16 protein-coding genes are annotated in these 18,937 nt (G+C 63.6%); 7 read left to right on the top strand and 9 right to left on the bottom strand.

All coding sequences use genetic code 11. The features are described from left to right. The first annotated feature begins 2 nt into the window (after positions 1-2). Entirely contained in the window at positions 3-884 is an 882-nt protein-coding gene (locus L6639_RS00485) for an NAD(P)-dependent oxidoreductase (protein ID WP_237858028.1), read from the top strand. 28 nt (positions 885-912) lie between these two features. Continuing rightward, entirely contained in the window at positions 913-1,776 is an 864-nt protein-coding gene (locus tag L6639_RS00480) for a DMT family transporter (protein WP_237858027.1), read from the top strand. A 42-nt stretch (positions 1,777-1,818) separates the two neighbouring features. On the opposite strand, the gene L6639_RS00475 is transcribed toward L6639_RS00480, so the two are convergent. Further along, positions 1,819-2,271, bottom strand: coding sequence for a hypothetical protein (locus L6639_RS00475; RefSeq protein ID WP_237858026.1), 453 nt, complete (start codon positions 2,269-2,271; stop codon positions 1,819-1,821). A gap of 171 nt (positions 2,272-2,442) precedes the next feature. On the opposite strand from L6639_RS00475, the gene L6639_RS00470 reads away from it, so the two are divergent. Together L6639_RS00470 and L6639_RS00465 are read left to right on the top strand one after the other, a co-directional pair. Next, a complete protein-coding gene (locus L6639_RS00470) occupies positions 2,443-3,354 on the top strand; it encodes a DMT family transporter (RefSeq protein ID WP_237858025.1) in 912 nt (303 codons plus the stop codon). Between the two features lie 107 nt (positions 3,355-3,461). After that, complete coding sequence (locus L6639_RS00465) at positions 3,462-4,697, top strand: ABC transporter substrate-binding protein (protein ID WP_237858024.1); 1,236 nt, start codon at positions 3,462-3,464, stop codon at positions 4,695-4,697. Between the two features lie 43 nt (positions 4,698-4,740). On the opposite strand, the gene L6639_RS00460 is transcribed toward L6639_RS00465, so the two are convergent. Then, positions 4,741-6,102, bottom strand: coding sequence for a M23 family metallopeptidase (locus L6639_RS00460; RefSeq protein WP_237858023.1), 1,362 nt, complete (start codon positions 6,100-6,102; stop codon positions 4,741-4,743). 111 nt (positions 6,103-6,213) lie between these two features. After that, entirely contained in the window at positions 6,214-6,915 is a 702-nt protein-coding gene (locus tag L6639_RS00455) for a peroxiredoxin (RefSeq protein WP_237858022.1), read from the bottom strand. A gap of 204 nt (positions 6,916-7,119) precedes the next feature. On the opposite strand from L6639_RS00455, the gene L6639_RS00450 reads away from it, so the two are divergent. Further along, entirely contained in the window at positions 7,120-10,926 is a 3,807-nt protein-coding gene (locus L6639_RS00450) for a YhdP family protein (protein WP_237859370.1), read from the top strand. 202 nt (positions 10,927-11,128) lie between these two features. Here L6639_RS00450 and L6639_RS00445 read toward each other — a convergent pair whose 3' ends face one another. The 3 genes from L6639_RS00445 to tyrS all read right to left on the bottom strand — a co-directional run bounded on the left by L6639_RS00445 (position 11,129) and on the right by tyrS (position 14,377). Then, positions 11,129-11,575 carry a DoxX family protein gene (locus tag L6639_RS00445; RefSeq protein WP_237858021.1) on the bottom strand — a complete coding sequence of 149 codons (447 nt, stop codon included), beginning with the start codon at positions 11,573-11,575 and terminating at the stop codon, positions 11,129-11,131. Between the two features lie 220 nt (positions 11,576-11,795). Then, a complete protein-coding gene (locus L6639_RS00440) occupies positions 11,796-13,067 on the bottom strand; it encodes an MFS transporter (RefSeq protein WP_237858020.1) in 1,272 nt (423 codons plus the stop codon). 56 nt (positions 13,068-13,123) lie between these two features. Continuing rightward, positions 13,124-14,377 (bottom strand): tyrosine--tRNA ligase, encoded by a 1,254-nt coding sequence (gene tyrS / locus L6639_RS00435; RefSeq protein WP_237858019.1) that lies wholly within the window; start codon positions 14,375-14,377, stop codon positions 13,124-13,126. A 165-nt stretch (positions 14,378-14,542) separates the two neighbouring features. On the opposite strand from tyrS, the gene L6639_RS00430 reads away from it, so the two are divergent. After that, positions 14,543-15,646, top strand: a complete 1,104-nt coding sequence (locus L6639_RS00430) for an anhydro-N-acetylmuramic acid kinase (protein ID WP_237858018.1) — start codon at positions 14,543-14,545, stop codon at positions 15,644-15,646. Between the two features lie 96 nt (positions 15,647-15,742). Beyond that, the gene (locus tag L6639_RS00425; protein WP_237858017.1) at positions 15,743-16,420 is read left to right on the top strand and encodes a glutathione S-transferase family protein; all 678 of its coding nucleotides are present in this window, start codon (positions 15,743-15,745) and stop codon (positions 16,418-16,420) included. A 47-nt stretch (positions 16,421-16,467) separates the two neighbouring features. Here L6639_RS00425 and L6639_RS00420 read toward each other — a convergent pair whose 3' ends face one another. The 3 genes from L6639_RS00420 to L6639_RS00410 form a co-directional block, all read right to left on the bottom strand. After that, a complete protein-coding gene (locus tag L6639_RS00420) occupies positions 16,468-16,980 on the bottom strand; it encodes a DUF1697 domain-containing protein (protein ID WP_237858016.1) in 513 nt (170 codons plus the stop codon). A 13-nt stretch (positions 16,981-16,993) separates the two neighbouring features. Continuing rightward, positions 16,994-17,641 (bottom strand): alpha/beta hydrolase, encoded by a 648-nt coding sequence (locus L6639_RS00415; RefSeq protein WP_008143006.1) that lies wholly within the window; start codon positions 17,639-17,641, stop codon positions 16,994-16,996. A 340-nt stretch (positions 17,642-17,981) separates the two neighbouring features. Continuing rightward, positions 17,982-18,932: a LytTR family DNA-binding domain-containing protein gene (locus L6639_RS00410; RefSeq protein WP_237858015.1), complete on the bottom strand. Its 951-nt coding sequence runs from the start codon at positions 18,930-18,932 to the stop codon at positions 17,982-17,984. Positions 18,933-18,937: the final 5 nt, after the last annotated feature.

Raw genomic sequence — 18,937 nt, 5'->3', positions numbered from 1 at the left:
TCATGACCCGCGTGGCCTTCATCGGGCTTGGACGGATGGGCCACGGCATGGCTGGCCGTTATCTCGATGCCGGTTTTACGGTGACGCTGTGGAATCGCAGCAAGTCAAAAGCCGAAGACCTGATCGCGCGCGGCGCAAAGTGGGCGACCTCGCCTGAGGATGCCGCGATCGACGCAGACGCCGTGGTGACCATGGTCGCCGACGACGAAGCCTCGCGCTCGGTCTGGCTCGGGCCCAACGGCGCCGCCAAGACCGCGAAGGCCGGCACCATCGCGATCGAGTGCTCCACCGTCTCCTATGACCATGCGCGCGAGATGGGGCGCGAGCTGAGCGCGCGTGGCCTGATCTACATCGATTGCCCCGTGACGGGATTGCCGGATGCGGCAGCGGCCGGAAAGCTGACACTGCTGGTTGGCGCCGAGGCGGCCGACCTCGGGCGCGCGCAGCCTTTCCTTGAACCGATCGGCTCGACCATCAGGCATTTCGGGGCGGTCGGCTCCGGCACGGTCTACAAGCTGATCAACAACCTCATGGGCGCAATCCAGATCGCCGGCCTTGCCGAGGGCCTCGCGATCGCGGAGCAGGCTGGGCTCGACATGAAGCTGGTGCTGGAGTCGATCCAGGCTGGCGTCGCCGCAAGCCCGCAAGTTCAGCGCCATTCCAAGCGCATGGTGGCCCGTGATTTCAGCGGCGCGACGTTCACGGCTGCGCTGCGGCACAAGGATGCCGCCTATGCCGTGAAGCTCGCCGAGAGCCTGCTGGCCGACAAGCCGCTGGTCTCGCGCGCCGCCGTCGAGTCTTACGCGCAGGCAAAGGCCGTGATGCCCGACGACGACGAAGGCAAGATGATTGAGCTGGTGTCGCGGCCGAAAAAGTCATCTTAACTGGAATTCGACTTAGCTGGAATTCGACATGGGGCAGGCTCGGTCGGAACGCGGTCTCGGCATTGCCCTCGTCGCTGCGGCGGCGATTGCCTGGAGCACGGCGCCGTTCTTCACGCGGCTGCTGCCGTTCGATCCCTGGACCATCTTGTTCTGGCGCGGCTTGTTCGGCGGCAGCCTGATCACCGTGCTTCTCGTCCCGATGCAGGGACCGGCTGCGCTCCGGCAATTGGTGGTGCCGGGACGCGGCGGCTTGCTCGTCGCGGCATTGTCCGCCACCGGCATGATCTCGTTCATTCCTGCGCTGCAGATGACCAACGTCATGAATGTCGCGGTGCTGATCGCGACGCAGCCGTTCGTCGCCGCCGCGCTGGCATGGCTGTGGCTGGGCGAAGCCGCAACCTGGCGTACCCTGATCGCGAGCCTCGTCGCCTTTGCCGGCGTGGTCATCACCGTCGGCGGCATCAGATCTGACGCCGATATCAGCGGTGTGGCCCTAAGCTGCTTGATGGTGCTCGCCATCTCGGCCATGACAGTCGTCGTGCGACGCCACAGGGAGACCTCGATGGTGGCGGCAGCAGCACTCTCGAATTTCATCGGCAGCCTCGTCAGCCTGCCGCTCGCCCATGACATCGCCCATATCGGCGGCCATAACCTGGCGATCCTCGCGATGTTCGGCTGCCTCCAGGTCGCGCTCGGCCTGACCTTCTATATGCTGGGCTCGCGCTTGCTGCCGTCGGGGCAGGCGTCATTGATCGCGACACTGGAAACGCCGTTAATGGCCTTCTGGATCTGGGTGGAATTTGGTGAGGTGCCGGCCGCACATGCGCTGATCGGCGGCGCACTGGTGATCGGGGCGGTGGTCGCCGATATCGCGGGGACCACGCGAAGGTGAGGAAGGGGCCCAGGCGCGAACTCCGTTACGCAGCGATGACGGTTATACGCTCGGAGGGCTGACTGCTTTCCGAGCGGTCACCTGTTGAATGAGAGCCTGCGTCTTAGTGGAGTACGTCTTAAGTTCTTGTTCTGTAAATTCTTTAGAGCTCAGGTAGTCATAGTGGTATCCCAATAGCATCTTAAGATTGTCGGTCCAGACGTCCTCTGTCTGCTTGAGCTCAAGCAACTCTTCGGTGGACCAAAGAAGATAGCCAACCAACCATTTATATCGCTCCAACTCATTGCCCTTGAGAGTTCCGTCGTTGCCTTGGGCTAGTTCGGGGTATTGAACTGCCAGCCTGAGATACTCTCGGAAGGTCGATTTTGCCGTTGTTTCTCTTTGGTTTTGCCGATTGAGTACCAGTTGTCGCCACGCGATCAGAAATGCGCTTAGCGCCACAAGCAGTGTGAAATCAGGGACGATTTGCGCCCAGTCTTTCGCAAATTCCCACATCTCTTTCCCAGCCTGAGAAAATACGACTTTTGCCGTCCAAGATGGTGCACGCGATAAATCGATGTTAGCTCAATCTATAGGGGTGTTCGCAAGGTGCATTCTTCGGAAATCGGGTGGTGATGAGCGCCACGTCGTACTAGCGACAACGTGGGTCATCGATAATGAGTTGCCATGTCCGCCAGTGATAGCCGGATCGACGCGCGAGACTGGTCGCTGCTTGCCGTGCTATCGATTCTCTGGGGTGGCTCGTTCTTTTTCAACGGCGCCGCGCTCCGCGAATTGCCGCCGCTGACGCTGGTGTTCCTGCGTGTCGTTCTCGGCGCGACCATGCTGGTGCCGTTTCTGCGAATGCAGGGGATCGGCTTTCCCAAAGGCGTCGCCGGCTGGACACCGTTCTTCGTCATTGGGCTGTTCAACAATGTCCTTCCGTTCTCGCTGATCGTGATTGGCCAGACCTTCATTCCAAGCGGACTGGCGTCGATCCTTAACGCCACCACCCCGCTGTTCACCGTGATGGTGATGGCCGCAGTGGGCGAAGAGGCGTTGCAGGCGCGGCGGGTGGCTGGCGTCGCGCTGGGACTCCTGGGCGTGATCATCCTGCGCGGCTGGGGGATCGAGACGCGGACCGGGCAGGGGCTCGGCATCCTGCTCTGCCTTGGCGGCGCGCTCAGCTACGGCTTTGCGGCGCTCGCCGCGCGGCGGCTCCTGAAGGACTCACCCCCGCTCGGCACCGCGACGTTTCAACTGATGGCGTCGACGGTGATGATGGCGATTGTTGCTGGTGCGGCGGAACAGCCATGGCGTCTGCCCGTGCCGGATGTGACGACCTGGCTCGCTGTGCTTGGCCTCGCTGCGCTATCGACCGCGCTCGCCTATATCATCTTCTTCCAGATTATTCGACGCTCGGGAGCGACCAATGTGATGTTGGTGACGTTGCTCATTCCGGTGACCGCGATCCTGCTGGGATGGCTGGTGCTGGGTGAGCCGATATCCATGCGTGAGATCGCCGGCGCGATCGTCATCGGCAGCGCTTTGCTCGTGATCGACGGACGGGTGCTGACAATGTTGCAGCGCGCTCGATAAGTTCCCAAGCGGCGTTTCACTTCACGGAAAATCCTGTCGCTTGCCAGCGGCCTGTCGCCTTGCGACACTCTCTTAAAACAAGAACGATAAGATGCAGGGAGAGACCAATGCCGGGTCGTCGCGAACACCTTACTGCCCTCGCGGTGCTTGCTGCCGCCGTGCTCGCCACCACCCCGGCCTCGGCGCAAAAGCAATACGACCCCGGCGCCAGCGATACCGAAATCAAGATCGGCAACATCATGCCCTACAGCGGGCCGGCGTCGTCCTATGGCGTGATCGGCAGGACCGAGGCGGCGTTCTTCAAGATGATCAACGATCAGGGCGGCATCAATGGCCGCAAGATCAATTTCATCAGCTATGACGATGCCTATTCGCCGCCGAAGGCGATCGAGCAGGCGCGCAAGCTGGTCGAGAGTGACGAGGTGCTGCTGATCTTCCAGGCGCTCGGTACGCCCTCGAACTCGGCGATCATGAAGTACATGAACGCCAAACGAGTGCCGCAGCTCTTCGTTGCCTCCGGCGGCACCAAGTTCGGCGATCCCAAGAACTTTCCGTGGACGATGGGTTTTCAGCCCAACTACCAGAGCGAGGGGCGGATCTACGCAAAATACATCCTCGACAAATTCCCGACCGGCAAGATTGCGGTGTTCTGGCAGAACGACGACGCCGGCAAGGACCAGTTCAAGGGCCTGAAGGACGGCCTTGGCGACAAGGCCAACATGATCATCGCCGACAAGTCCTACGAGGTCAGCGATCCCTCGATCGACTCGCAGATTGTCGCCCTGCACGATTCCGGCGCCGACATCTTCTTCTCATGGGCGGCGCCGAAGGGCTCGGCGCAGGCGATCCGCAAGGTGGGTGAGCTCGGCTGGAAACCCAAATTCTTCCTGGCCAATACAGCAACCTCCATCGCCTCGGTGCTCAAGCCCGCCGGGCTCGAATATTCCAAGGACATCATCTCGACCGCCTATCTGAAGGACCCGACCGATCCGACCTGGGACAAGGATCCGGCGGTGATCGCGTGGCGGGCGTTCATGGACAAGTATTATCCTGATGGCGACAAGGCCAACGCCAACAACCTCTATGGCTACGTGCAGGCCGAGGCGATGGCGCAGGTCCTGAAGCAGTGCGGCGACAATCTCACGCGCGACAACGTCATGAAGCAAGCGGCCAGCCTGAAGAATTTTCACACCGACCTGATGCTGCCCGGCATCGTGGTCAACACCTCGCCCGATGACTATTTCCCGATCGAGCAGATGCAGCTGATGCGCTTCAACGGGCAGGCCTGGGAGCTGTTCGGTGACGTCATCACCGGCGAGGTCGGTCACGAGCACAGCCAGTAATCAGGCCGGCCGGCGGATGCCACTAAGGGCCGACGCGCGGCACTTAGCCCGCGCTCAGCCGTACGCCGGCGCGCAAGAACTTCTGCGGGTCGACGGCTTCGCCGTCGATGCGGGTCTCGTAGTGCAGGTGCGGGCCGGTTGAACGACCGGTCGAGCCGACAAGGCCGATGACCTGGCCGATCCTCACGGTCTCGCCGACCTTGACGTTGATCTCGGAGAGATGGCCGTAGCGGGTCGACAGCCCGTTGCCGTGATCGACCTCGACCATGCGACCGTAACCACCGGACCAGCCGGCCGAGACCACCTTGCCGTTGGCGGTGACGCGCGCGGGATCGCCGGTCGCGGCGCGGAAGTCGAGACCGGTGTGCATCGCGGGCCGGCCGAGGAAGGGATCGCTGCGCACGCCGAAGCCGGAGGTAAACTCGACTTCGCCGACGACCGGTTTGCGATAGGGCACCTGCGCCAGCGTACGAGTGAGCCGGTCCATTTCGGCGCGCGTGACATTGATGCGATAGAGCTGCTTCTCGAAGGGGCCAGCGTTTGCCGTGAGCTTCACCGGCACGAAGGGGCCGCCCATCGGAGCGCGCGGCACCGCGGCCTCAAGGCTGGAAAGGTTCAGGCCGAGGTCGCTGACGACGCCGCGCATCCGCCGCATCCGCGAATCCATACCTTCCTCGACGGCGCTGAGCGCCGCGACCTGGCGGCGCTCCACCTGATCGAGCGAGTTCGTGAGCCGGACCAGGACATTGTCAAAGCCCTGGTTCTTGGCGAATTGATTGACCGGCGGGGCGATCACGGCGGGGGCGCGCGATTCCAGCCGCGCCTCACGGTCGGGCGGCGCCACGAAGATCACGGTATCGCTGATCGGCGACGGTTTTGGCGTGCCCTGGGTCGTCTGGTTCGCCTCGCCGCGCTGCGGCGCCGCGCGTGGGATCGATCCGGTCACGTCCGGCATGGCGCCAAGCGCCGTGGCCCGGGACTCCAGCGCCGTCTGGCGCTTCATGATCTGGTCGAGCTTCTGGTCGAACTGTTCCTGGTCGAGCAGTTGCCGGCTGGTGGTGCGGTCGACCTTGGCGCGCAGCTCGGCGATGCGGTCTTCATAGGCGTATTGCATCTCGGCCTGGCGGGCGATCAGCCGGGTCAGGACGTCGTCGCGAAAAGCGAAATAAGTGGCGGTCGCCGCCGACCAGAGCCCGAGCAGAACGACGGTGCCGACCACGATCCAGAACACCACGGGCCCAAGCCGGACCTGCTTGCCGTGATGCACGATGGTGTAGGCGTCGTCGGCCGCGGGCAGGGGAATCGCTGCAGCTACAGCGGCCGCAGGCCGGCGGTGGAAGGACCGTCCGTGGTCGTGCGAATGATGCTGGGGGTACTGCGAATATTGGGCAGAACTTTTCGACATCGGCACTCCCGCGCCGGTCGGAACGGTTCCTTGCGGCTTAATTGCCGCAGCAATCTGGGCTGGTCATGGTTAATTTTCCGGAAACGGGAACGCTCGATTTTAACGGGCTGGTTAAAGACTTCTTGCCGCAGCCAGCACATCGTCAGCATGGCCGTCGACCCGGACATTGCGCCAGATCCTGGCTACCTTGCCATCGGCGCCGATCAGCACCGTGGTACGAAGAATCCCGAGGAAGGTCTTGCCATACATGGATTTTTCGCCCCAGGCGCCATAGGCCGCCAGCATCTCATGCTGCTCGTCCGAGATCAGGGGGATGCCAAGGCCGTGCTTGTCGCGGAATTTCTCCTGGGCCTTTAACGGGTCGGCCGAAATCCCCAGCACCGTAGTGCCGGCGGCCGTGAAGTCGCTCTTGAGGCGGGTGAAGTCGATCGCCTCACGGGTGCAGCCCGGCGTGTCGGCGCGGGGGTAGAAGAACAGGACCAGCTTCTGGCCGGCATAGTCCGAGAGAGTGACCACATCGCCGCCGTCGCGGGGCAGGCGGAACGCGGGGGCCTTCTGGCCTTCGGCCAGAGCCGATTTGGCTCCCGACGTCGCAGCCGCAGGCCTGGAGGCCTTTTCAGAAGATTTTAACCGTTTCGATGCGGCCTTATGCGATGCTGGTTTTGCGCCTGTCTTGGTTGATTTGCCTGCCGATGCCGGCTGTGTTTTCGCGCTACGCGTTTGAGTCGTTGCCCGCGCTTTCACGGGCTTCTTTTTAGCGGTCAAACTGCCGGAGGGCGTTTTGGACGATTTCTTTCGGGATTTCTTGGACATACGCCTTCCTTTCGTCGCTTTCGGCGGGTCAACCAAAGCGGTATTGCAGCTCTCGTCCGGTGTGCCGGATTCGCGCCCTCGGCTGGGCAATTTTGGCGGCGACGGAGTATGGTTACAAGGAATTCCACGCACCACCCCACTGCTCGTTGAACGCGCTCCCGGGGCGAGATGACGAACAGCAGGAACATTAGAGGTATGGCGGCAATGCCGGGGCGGGGAGTGTCCATTCCCGTCGATGGCTGCGGTCCCGGCGGCGCTCAGTCCTATGATGGGCGCCTGTATCGAGAGGCAATGGCAAGGAATACGTCGCCCCAAGATCACACCCAGGATCACAATCGGGACTTCGATCGACACGCCGGCCGTCACGAGCAGCCGGAATGGGACGAGGCCGATTGGGATCGGGACCAGGAAGAGGAGGCGGGCCACCGCGCACGCCGCCTGTTGTCGCGTTCCAACTCGCGCTTTCGCGTCGGTGGCGATTTCTCGGCGTTGCGGCGAGCGCTGCCAAGCGGCCGCTGGCTGCGGCGGATGGCTATCCTTGTCGGCACCCTGATCGTCATCTTCGTCGGTTGCTTTGGTGCGCTGTGGTGGCGGCTTGGCGCAGGTCCGATCAATCTCGACATGGCGACGCCTTGGCTCGCCGCCGCCATCGAGGACAATATCGGCCACGGCAACACCGTGGAGGTTGGCGGCACCCAGATCGAGCGTGCGGGGCGGATCCGGATCGCCGTGCGCATCCGAGACATCATCGTTCGTGACCATGACCATGCCATCGTCGCCAGTGCGCCGAAGGCCGAGGTGAGACTGTCGGGAGCCGCTCTTCTCACCGGTCGCCTGCGCGCCGAAAGCCTGAACCTGGTCGATGCCGAACTTGCAATCCGGATCGCGCCCGATGGCACCGTCACGGTCTCTGCCGGCGACACGGCGAAGCCGCTGGCAACCGGCGTCGCGTCCAAGAAGGAAGCAGGGCTGCCGCCGACATTCCCGCGTAACGGCGTGCCGCCGCCGCCTTTCGGGATGGCACCCGCAACGCCGGACGCAACCCAGGCCGCGCCTCAACCGGCCGCGCAGAGCGGCATTCTTCAGGGCCTCGACTGGCTCGATAGCCTGAGCATGACCGGCCTCGACGGCCAGAACCTCAACGAGATCGGTCTCAAGAACGGCAATCTGATTGTCGACGACCAGCAGCGCGGCAGCAAATGGACGTTTGAGAACATCACGCTCAGCCTGCGCCGGCCAAGCCAGGGCGGTGTGGCGCTCAGCCTCGGCGAGGAGGGCGCGCACCCGTGGTCGCTGCGCGCCACGATCGGACCCAGCGAGAATGGAGTGCGGTCGGTCGACATTCGCGCCGACAAGGTCTCGACCTCGAACATCCTGCTCGCGTTGCGCGTCAAGGACCTGACCTATACGGCCGATTTGCCGCTGACCGGCGAGCTGAAAGGCGAGCTCGGCCGCGACGGCGTGCCGACATTCTTCCGCGGCAAGGTCACCATCGGCGCGGGCAACATCATCGACACCGACACGCCCGATTATCCGATGGCGATCGACTCGGCCGAGATCAATATCGAATGGGATGCCAATCGACGAGTGCTGGTCGCGCCGTTCAAGATCATTTCGGGCGCGAACCGTCTGACGCTGCTGGCCCATCTCGAGCCGCCCAACGGCACCGTGAACGACTGGCAGCTCGGCTTCAGCGGCGGTTCGATCCTGCTCGGCGGCATCGACAACGAGCCGCCGCTCGTCTTCAACCGCATCGCGATCGGCTTCCGCTTCGACACCGACCACAAGCGCATGCTGCTGACGCAGGCCGATATCTCCAACGGCGAGATTGGCGTCGCCGGCACCGGTGCGATCGACTATTCCGGGGAGCCACGCCTGACGCTCGGCTTTGCGGGAACGCCGATGTCGGCCTCCGCCTTGAAGCGGATGTGGCCGACGCTTGTGGTGCCGGAGTTACGGCAATGGGTGATCGAGCGGATCGAGCGCGGCACGCTCCAGCGCATTGAGGTCGGCGTCAACTCGCCGACGCGTAACCTTCCGCGCAAGGGGCCGCCGATTCCCGATGATGGCTTGTCGGTCAACATCGTGGCGAGCGGCGTTGCGGTTCGCCCCGTCGACGGCATGCCTGTCGTGCACGACGCCGATCTCAAGGCGCACGTGACCGGACGCACGGCCACGGTGAATATCGCCCAGGGCATTGCCGACACGCCCGCAGGCCGCAAGATCACGATTTCCGACTTCACCTTCGAAGTGCCTGATATGGCGCCAAAGCCGTCGCCGTCGCGGACGCGTTTCCGTGTCGAAGGTCCGGTGCCGGCGGCAGCCGAAATGCTGTCCAATGATCGGCTGAGCGATCTGTCGTCGACCGTCGTCGATCCCAACACCAGCAAGGGCACGTTCACGGCGAACATCCAGCTCGGCCTGCCGGTGAAGGGCGAGCTGACCAAGGCGGACACCGTCTACGCCGTCACCGCCGATCTCAACGGCTTCAGCGCCGAAAAGCTGGTGATGAACCAGAAGCTCGAGGCCAACAATCTCAAGGTCGTCGCCAACAACGGGGGTTACCAGGTCAAGGGCGACGTCAAGATCAACGGGCAGGCGGCCTCGCTGGACTATCGCAAGGCGACCGATGGCGATGCCGACGTCAAGCTGCAGACGACGCTGGATGATGCCAGCCGCGCCCGCCTGGGCTTTGACCTCAGTCCGGCCGTCAGCGGCTCGGTGCCGGTCAAGGTGTCGGGCAAGATTGCCGGCGGTCCGGACGCAACGACCAAGCTCGGCATCGAGGCCGACCTGACGTCGGTCAAGCTCGACAACATTCTTCCAGGCTGGGTCAAGCTGCCGGGCAAGGCGAGCAAGGCGACGTTCAAGGTGGTACCGACGGCGCAATCGACACGGCTCGAGGACATCGTCATCGAGGGCGGCGGCGCCTCGATCAAGGGCTCGCTCGAAGTCGATCCGAACGGCGACCTCATGAATGCGAACTTCCCGGTCTACTCGCCGTCAGACGGCGACAAGACGTCGCTCAAGGTGGAGCGCGGTCAGGACGGCGTGGTGCGTGGCACGATGCGCGGCGATGTGTTCGACGGCCGCGGCTTCCTGAAGTCGGCGATCTCAGGCAATTCCAAGGACGACAGCAAGAGCAAGCTCAAGAACGTCGACTTCGACATCGATGTGAAGCTTGGCACGGTCGCCGGATTCAACGGCGAGACGATGCGCAGCGTCGATGCCAAGATGTCGAAGCGCAGCGGGGCGATCAAGGCGTTCACGCTGAGCGGCAGGATCGGCCAAAACACCCCGGTGGCGGCGGACTTGCGCGGCGGGCGCGCGCAAGGCAGCCGCGAGGTGATCTATCTTCAGACCAATGATGCCGGATCGCTGCTGAAGTTCACCGACACGACCAACAAGGTCTTCGGCGGCCAGATGGTGGTTGCCATGGAGCCGCCGACGTCAGAGCCTACGGCCAGGGAAGGCCTGATCAATGTGCGCGACTTCGCGGTCAGGGGAATGGATCAGCTTGATCGCGTCGCGGCGGGTGCCCCTAATGGCGCGCAGAATGGCGTGACCTTCACGGCGCTGCGCGCGGAGTTCACGCGGCAGAGCGGCGCGCTCACGATCCGCGATGGCGTGGTCAAGGGACCGATGATCGGCGCCACCATCGAAGGCTCGGTCGACTTTCCCGGCAACCAGGTCTGCATGAGCGGCACCTTTGTGCCGATGTACGGCGTGAACAACATCTTCGGCCAGATTCCGTTGTTCGGCCTCTTCCTGGGTAACGGCGACAAAGAGGGATTGATTGGCGTGACCTACGAGGTTGTCGGTACGCCGGCGGCGCCGGTGATGCGCGTCAATCCGATCTCGGCGATGGCGCCGGGCCTGTTCCGCAAGATCTTCGAGTTCAACACCGGCAAGCAGAACTCGCCGATCGACGAGCTACCGTCGGCGCAGTCCGGCGACACGGGATCGGCAAGGCCGTTATCGAGCGGTTGCAGCCTGGCGCGGCAGCGCTAATCAGGCCGCGTGCCGGGACGTTCGCTTCGGAAAATCGACATTGGGGTATGGACGCCCGTGCCGGACCTGCAATGAACCGATTAGTTCACCGCCTCATCATGTCCGCGCTGCTTGCTGCGGCCCTCGTCCTGATCTGGAACGTGCTGGGCTCGCGTTGAACCGGCACCGGCGGAACGCCGGCGCCGGTCTGGTTGCGCGCGCGTCAGCGCCGCGCGAAAGCGCCGCCTGTTGCTTCGCTCTCCTTGCCCAACAGCGCATCGACGCTGACCACACCGCCGCCGGCGGCAGCGAGGTAGAGGCAAGCGAAGCAGAACAGGATCGCCGCGGTACCGCCGTTGAGCAGCGGCAGGAACACCGCCGGGCCCTCCTTCGAGATGTGAAAGACGTGACCGAGGAAATAGGCGAAGGCCATTTCACCGGAGAGGACGAAGGCCGAGAGGCGGGTGAACAGTCCGATCATCAATGCTGCGCCAAGCACGAGCTCAATCAGGCCGGCCGTCCAGATCAGCGGTGGCGGATTGGCGAACACGGCCACCTGCGGAATGTGGAAGAGCTTGGTCATGCCGTACTGGAACAACAGCAGTCCAGCGATGAAGCGAAACAGGCTCAAGAGAACCGGTTGATAGCGAGAGAGATAAGGAAAGTTCATTGGTTTGTGCCCTCCATCCAATGCTGCGACTAGGATCGCATTCGGTTCCGCCCTGCAAGCTGCGCCAGGTCAATTCGCGCTGACATTTTTGTCATGTCGGACAAAACACCGCAGGCTGTGGTTTCAGCCGCGAGTTGTCTGCATTTTTTAAGCGTCTACGCGCGGTGCCCGCCCGTAGTTCCCCGGTGACACGTAAGGGTGCAGGTTACCTCCGGGAGACCTAGCGCCGCAAGGCGGGCACAATCAGAAATGGAATCATCCCGAGGACAACGCTCGCAAGTGCGAAGACGAGCAGCGCATTGTAGCCGTGCGTGGCGTCGTGGATCAGACCGCCGCTCCAGGAGCCGAATGCCGAGCCGAGGCCGCTGCCGATCGAGATGGTGCCATAGATGGTGCCCACGCGCTTGCCCTGAAAGATCCGCATCGCGGTGGCGCTGATCAGGGGGCCACGCGAGCCCATCATGCTGCCGAAGCAGACGACGAAGCCGGTGAGCAGGAAGATGTTCGGCGAGTATTGCAATAGCCAGAGCAGGACGATGCCGAGGATCGAGATCGCGTAGCTCAAGAGCACCGAGGGCCGGCGCCCGATCAGGCCGTCGAGCGCGGAGACACCCAGCATGCCGAACACCAGCACGACGCCGGAGAAGCCCCAGGCGGTCGCGGCCTGCAGCGGCGGGAAGCCGGCGTCGATCAGATAGGCCACGATCTGGGCCGCGATCGCGTACATGCCGACGGCAGTGAAGAAGAAGGTCGAGAACAGCGCCCAGAAAGCGTGGTGGCGCATTGCGCCGAGGAGTGTCCAGCCGTTGTCGACGAAATCAGGGTCGGTCTTCTTGGTGACGTAAGGCGAGCCCGCCGCGAACAGCCGCCACGGCAACAGCAGCAGCGGCACCAACAGCCCCAATGCTGCAAAGCCGAACAGCTGGTACGTGTCGCGCCAGCCGATGTGATCGATCAGGAGCTGCGAGGCCGGCAACAGCGCCAGCACGCCGCCGCCCATCGCCGAATACACCACGGACATCGCGGTCGGCAGCCGTGGTCCAAACCAGCGGCCGAGCAGGATCGAGTTCGGCACGATGCCGATGAAGGCAACGCCAATGCCGACGCAGAGGCCGATCGAGACCTGGAACTGCCAGAGATGCTGGGCGTGCGCCGCGATCAGGAACGCCGCGCCGAGCAGCAACAGGCCGAGCGCATAGACGATGCGTGGTCCCGAATGATCGAACAGCCGTCCGACGAAGGGGGCGGTGAGGCCGCTGGCAAGCCAGGTGAGCGAATAGACCGAAACGATCTGTGCGCGATCCCAGCCAAAACTCTCCGAGATCGGCTTGAGGAATACCGTAAAACTGTCGCCGAGCCCGCGGCCGAGAACGGCCAGCGTGAAGCAGAGCGCGAGCACGGTGAGTGCGATGCGCACGGCGCCTTCCGGCATCGCCGCGGCGCCGTCCTTGCTCGCCTTCGCCGACGTTTCCTTGGGCGTGTTCTGATCCATTGCCCATCAGGGAGCGCGCATCCGCGCGCCCTGACAAGCATCAAAAGCTCATACGCCTATGCAGGCCTGATGAGGACGTGCTTCTTCTTGCCGAAGGACAGCTTGATCACGCCTTCAGGCGTCAGGTTGCCTGCCGACAGCGCCATCTTCTCGTCGGCGACTGCGACGTCGTTGACCCGCAGGCCACCACCCTTGATCTGGCGCCGTGCCTCGCCATTGGAGGCAACGAGGCCTGCCTTGACGAAGGCGTTGAGCACGCCGAGGCCGGCTTCCAATTCGCCGCGCGGAATTTCCACCGTCGGCAGGCTCTCGGCGAGTGCGCCTTCCTCAAAAGTGCGGCGCGCGGTTTCGGCCGCTTCGTTGGCGGCATCGCGTCCGTGCAGCAGCGCGGTCGCCTCCGTTGCGAGCACCTTCTTGGCCTCGTTGATCTCGGAGCCACCGAGCGCTTCGAGCTTTTTGATCTCGCTCATCGGCAGCGTCGTGAACAGCTTCAGGAATTTGCCGACGTCGGCATCCTCGGTGTTGCGCCAGTACTGCCAGAAATCATAGGGGCTGAACTGGTCGGCGTTGAGCCACACCGCGCCTTGCGCAGTCTTGCCCATCTTGGCGCCCGACGCAGTCGTCAGCAGCGGCGTCGTCAGCGCGAACAGTTGATGCGTGCCCATGCGGCGGCCGAGATCGACGCCCATGATGATGTTGCCCCACTGGTCCGAGCCGCCCATCTGCAGATGACAGCCGGTGCGCTTGGCGAGCTCGACGAAGTCGTAGGCCTGGCAGACCATGTAGTTGAACTCGATGAAGCTCATCTCGTGCTCGCGCTCGAGGCGCAGGCGCACGGAGTCCATCGTCAGCATGCGGTTGACCGAGAAGTGACGGCCGACGTCGCGCAGCATCTCGATCCAGTTCAGCTTGGTCAGCCACTCGGCGTTGTCGAGCATGATGGCGTCGCTTTTGCCATCGCCGTATTTCAGCACCTTCGCGAACACGCCACGGATCGATTCCTTGTTGGCCTCGATCTCGGCAACGGTGCGGATCGCGCGCGTCTCGTCCTTGCCGGAGGGATCGCCGACCATGGTGGTGCCGCCGCCCATCAGCGTGATCGGCTTGTTGCCGGACTCTTGGAGCCAGTGCAGCATCATCATGGTCAGGTAGTTGCCGATGTGCAGCGAGCGGGCGGTGCAATCGTAGCCGACATAGGCGGTCGCCTCGCCCTTGGCGGCGAGCGCGTCCAGCCCCTCGAAATCGGAGCATTGGTGGATGAATCCACGTTCCTGAAGCGTGTTGAGGAAATCCGATTTAAATGCAGTCATCTGTCGGCGTGCCTGACAATTCTTGGTTTACTGTTTTGGGAGCAATTTAAGGGTCTTCCGCTGGAACTCGATTGCTGCCCGCCACTTGGCGCTGTGGCATTATAAGATGTGTCCCTCTGGCACAAGATCGGCATGCCGGAGGGGATGTTTGAGGACGCTGATCCCATGATGTTGACGGCACTCGGTTTGATGAGCGGCACCTCGCTGGACGGGGTGGACGTCGCGCTGATCGAAACCGATGGAAAGCGGGTGCAGGCGTTCGGGCCCTCTGGCTACCGGCCCTACAACCAGGCGGAGCGCAATTTGCTGCGCCAAGCGCTGAGCGAGGCGGTGAACCTGGCGCAACGCGATGCCCGGCCGGGTATTCTGGGCCAGGCCGAGCGGGTGGTGACTCGCGCCCATGCAGAGGCTGTCGCCGCCTTCGTCGCCCAGAACCGGATGCGGCCTGAGGACATCGACATCGTCGGCTTCCACGGCCAGACCGTGCTGCACCGGCCGGAGCGACGGCTAACGGTCCAGATCGGCGATGCGCCGGCGCTGGCCAAGGCCATCCATATCCCTGTGATGTATGATTTCCGCGCCGCCGATGTCGAGGCCGGGGGGCAGGGCGCGCCGTTCGTGCCGGTCTACCACCGGGCGCTGGCGCAAGCGCTGGAGCGCGAGGGGCCGATCGTCGTGGTCAATATCGGCGGCGTCTCCAACATCACCTATATCGACGGCAACGACACGCTGATCGCCTGCGATACCGGGCCTGGCAACGCGCTGCTGGACGATTTCATGTACCGCATCATGAACCAGGCGTTCGATGCGGAAGGCAAGTTCGCAGCGCTCGGCAAGGCGGATGAAGACTGGATCGCGCGAGCGCTGGAGCTGCCGTTCTTCGCAAGTCCGCCGCCGAAATCGCTCGACCGCAACGATTTCGCGGCGTTGAAGCTCGGCGATGTGCTGCCTGCCGATGGCGCCGCGACACTCACCGCCTTCACCGCGGCCGCGATCGCGCGCGTCATTCCGCTGCTGCCGCGGCGGCCACGAAGCTGGATCGTCTGCGGCGGCGGCGCGCGCAACCTCACCATGCTGCGCATGTTGCGGGAGCGAGTGGGGACGGCCACCGTCGAGGCCGCCGAGGCGCTGGGCTGGGCCTCTGATGCGATCGAGGCGCAGGCCTTCGGCTTCCTCGCCGCGCGCGGCCTGAAGGGTCTGCCATTGTCGTATCCGGCTACCACGGGCGTACCGATGCCGATGACGGGCGGGGTGATCGCGCGGCCTTGAGATCACGGGTGATTGATGCAAACGCATCGATCTTGACGTGTTCATGCAAATGCATCTATATTGGATGCAGTTGCATCGAACTATTGGGATCACACCATGACGGCCTCACTGAAACTGATCAGCCACAAGCTTTGTCCCTATGTGCAGCGCGCGGTGATCGCGCTGAAGGAGAAGGGCGTGCCGTTCGACCGGATCAACATCGATCTCGCCGACAAGCCCGACTGGTTTCTGAAGATGTCGCCACTCGGCAAGGTGCCGGTGCTGGTGGTGACGACCGACAAGGGCGAGGTCGCGCTGTTCGAGAGCAACGTGATCTGCGAGTACATCGAGGAGACGCAAGGCGGTGCGAAGCTGCATCCGGTTGATCCGTTGAAGCGAGCCGAGCACCGCGCCTGGATGGAGTTCGGTTCAGCGATCCTCGGCGATCTCTGGGGGCTGGAGACCACGACAGATCCCGCCACATTCGAAAGCAAGCGCCAAGCGCTGTCGGCGAAATTTGCGCGCGTCGAGGCTGCGCTCGGCACGGGCCCATTCTTCGCCGGCGAGACGTTCAGCCTGGTCGACGCGGTGTTCGCGCCGATCTTCCGCTATTTCGATCTGTTCGACGAACTGACCGAGCACGGTATCTTCCGCGATGTGCCGAAGGCCCGGGCCTGGCGCACCGAGCTCGCGCAGCGCCCGAGCGTGCGAGCTGCCGTCAGTGCGGACTATCCGCAATTGCTGCGCGCCTTCCTCGTTCGCCACGACGCGCATCTGCTCAAGCTTGCGGCCTGAGCGCGGATCGTGCTGGTCCTGACGGGGATTGCCGCGCTGAAGCTGGCCTAGAGCTCCGCGGCCATCTTCGCCAGGGTGGCGATGGTGTTCATGTTGCGCGCGGTGCCGGTCTTGGCGGCGGGGATCACGAGTTTCGACGTTCCCATGCCGTCGCCGTAATGCACGTAGATCTCGCGGCGGCCGAGCTTGACCTCTTCGTCCTTCTGGCCGCGAATTCCGGCAAGTGTGTCCGCGGGCGGCGCCTTGTCGAGGAAGATCGCGACCGTGCGGTTGGGCGCCATTTTGGGAAACGGATTGGCGGCCAGAACCTCTGCCATCTCGGCAGCGCCGCGCACGAGCACGCCGACCGGCGCGCCGGCGTAGGCGTGCAAGCGTTTTTCCAGCGCTGACTTGACGGCGGATTCCGATTTGCGGCTGGTGAAAACCACATTGCCGCTGGCGATGTAGGTGCGCACGGCACCGAAGCCGAGCTCTTCGCACATCGCCTTGAGCTCGGTCATCGGCAGCTTGCCGGTGCCGCCGACATTGACCGCGCGCAGCAGGGCTACAAACGCGGTCATGTCATTCTTACTCTTACCGCACGTTGGCGAGGCGCATGTCGAGATAGGCCGTGATGGTCTCCATCAGCGGCTCGAGCTTGGCGTCGAAGAAGTGGTTGGCGCCGGGGATGACCTGCTGGTCGATCACGATGCCTTTCTGCGTCTTCAGCTTCTCGACCAGCGTATTGACGTCCTTCGGCGGCACTACCGCATCCTTCTCGCCATGCACGATCAGGCCCGACGACGGGCAGGGTGCAAGGAACGAGAAGTCGTAGAGATTGGCCGGCGGCGCGATCGAGATGAAGCCCTCGACCTCGGGACGGCGCATCAAAAGCTGCATGCCGATCCAGGCGCCGAAGGAGAAGCCGGCGACCCAGCAGGCGCGCGCCTCAGGATTGATGGTCTGCGCCCAGTCGAGCGCGGCCGCCGCATCCGACAATTCGCCGGTGCCGTGATCGAACGAGCCCTGGCTGCGGCCGACGCCGCGGAAGTTGAAGCGCAGCACGGAGAAGCCGCGATGAGCAAAGGCGTAGTAGCACTGGTACACGATCTGATGGTTCATCGTGCCGTGAAACTGCGGATGCGGATGCAGGATCATCGCGATCGGCGCGTTCTTCTGCTTGGCCGGGTGATAGCGGCCTTCGAGACGGCCAGCGGGGCCGGCAAAAATGACTTCAGGCATCGAGGATCTCTGGATTGACTTGCTGGAGACGTGACCCTTGGCAATCAACCGATTGTAGCCTCATCGGCAGATGCCGACGAAAGCGCGAATGGAAGGATGAGAAGGCGTGCGCCTCGCGGTGATGCGCAGACGGCGCGCGGTGACTTGACGGTGCGCGTTCTAACATAGGCTGCGGGGCAAAAAGCAAGCATCTTCGACATCTGCCAATCTGCTCAAGACCTTAGCGGGTCATGGCAGTACGACGTTCGGCATGGCCGGGATCGAGCAGAGGCTGGCGTTGAGGCGGCAACCGGTTGGAATCACGATCGTTTATCGGTTACCGGGCGATCCGGATGGTGATTCACTCAGGCGCGCCGCGGCCTCCGAGCGAGGCGACGACGGGCCGATAGCGGCGGCTGCCGCCGAGCGTCTTGCCGTTGTCGAAGGTGAGCTCGAAATCCCCTGACGGCTTGAAGTCCACGCCGCTGACACGGTCGAGATTGGCAAGCCGGGTGCGGTGAACGCGCACGATGGCGAAGCGGGCCAGCTCGCTTTCGGTCGCGGCAAGCGTCCCCCGGATCAGGTGCTGAGTGCCGTTGGCAAGGCTGTACTCGATGTAATTGCCGGCGGAGGCGACCCACAGGATGTCGCGCGGCGCGACACGAATCCGGCTGGTGCCGTCCCGGAGCCAGATCAGATTCGGGGACGGTTGCTCCAGCGAAGCGGCCGGATTGGATTGGGCTTCCCGCGCGGCCTTGCGCAGCTCACGGCGGCTGTCCATCAGCCAGAGCGTCGCCCCAATCAGCAATACGGTCACGGCGTCCTTGCGGAACTCGTAGAGGATTGATGCCAGCGAGAAATGGAAATCGTAGGTGCTGCCCGCGAGCCAGAGCATGAGCTTTCGTAAGCTGACCATGCCGGTGATGTGGAGGGCCGAGAAACCGAGCAGGGCGATCGCTGCGATTCCGATCCGCGTCGCCAGGGACGCGGTTCCCCGCATGCGCTGGACGGAGAGCATCAGGATCGGCACCAGCGCCAGAATGACAATGATGCTCGACATCTCCCAGAACAGGCGACGGCCGATATCGGCGCTGTCGCCGCGCCAGGCGGCGTCCTGTGCGCCGGAGAGCGCATTGACGATGCCGATGGCGAGGGCAATGGCGGCGATCGCAGCGAACGTCGTCCAGTCGCCGCTGATCCCGCGGCGCCAACCGCTCGTCCCTGGGGACGACGCCTCGTCCCCTCGCGTTCGGTTCTGATCCCAAAGCGCCTCGACGCGCTCCGTTTCCGGCGCATTTTGGCCGTCAGCCATGGCCC

Origin of the sequence: Bradyrhizobium zhengyangense, assembly GCF_022012555.1 — a bacterium.
In the GTDB taxonomy this organism is placed as follows: Bacteria; Pseudomonadota; Alphaproteobacteria; order Rhizobiales; family Xanthobacteraceae; genus Bradyrhizobium; species Bradyrhizobium zhengyangense.
This window is presented reverse-complemented; position numbering and strand designations above follow the sequence as displayed.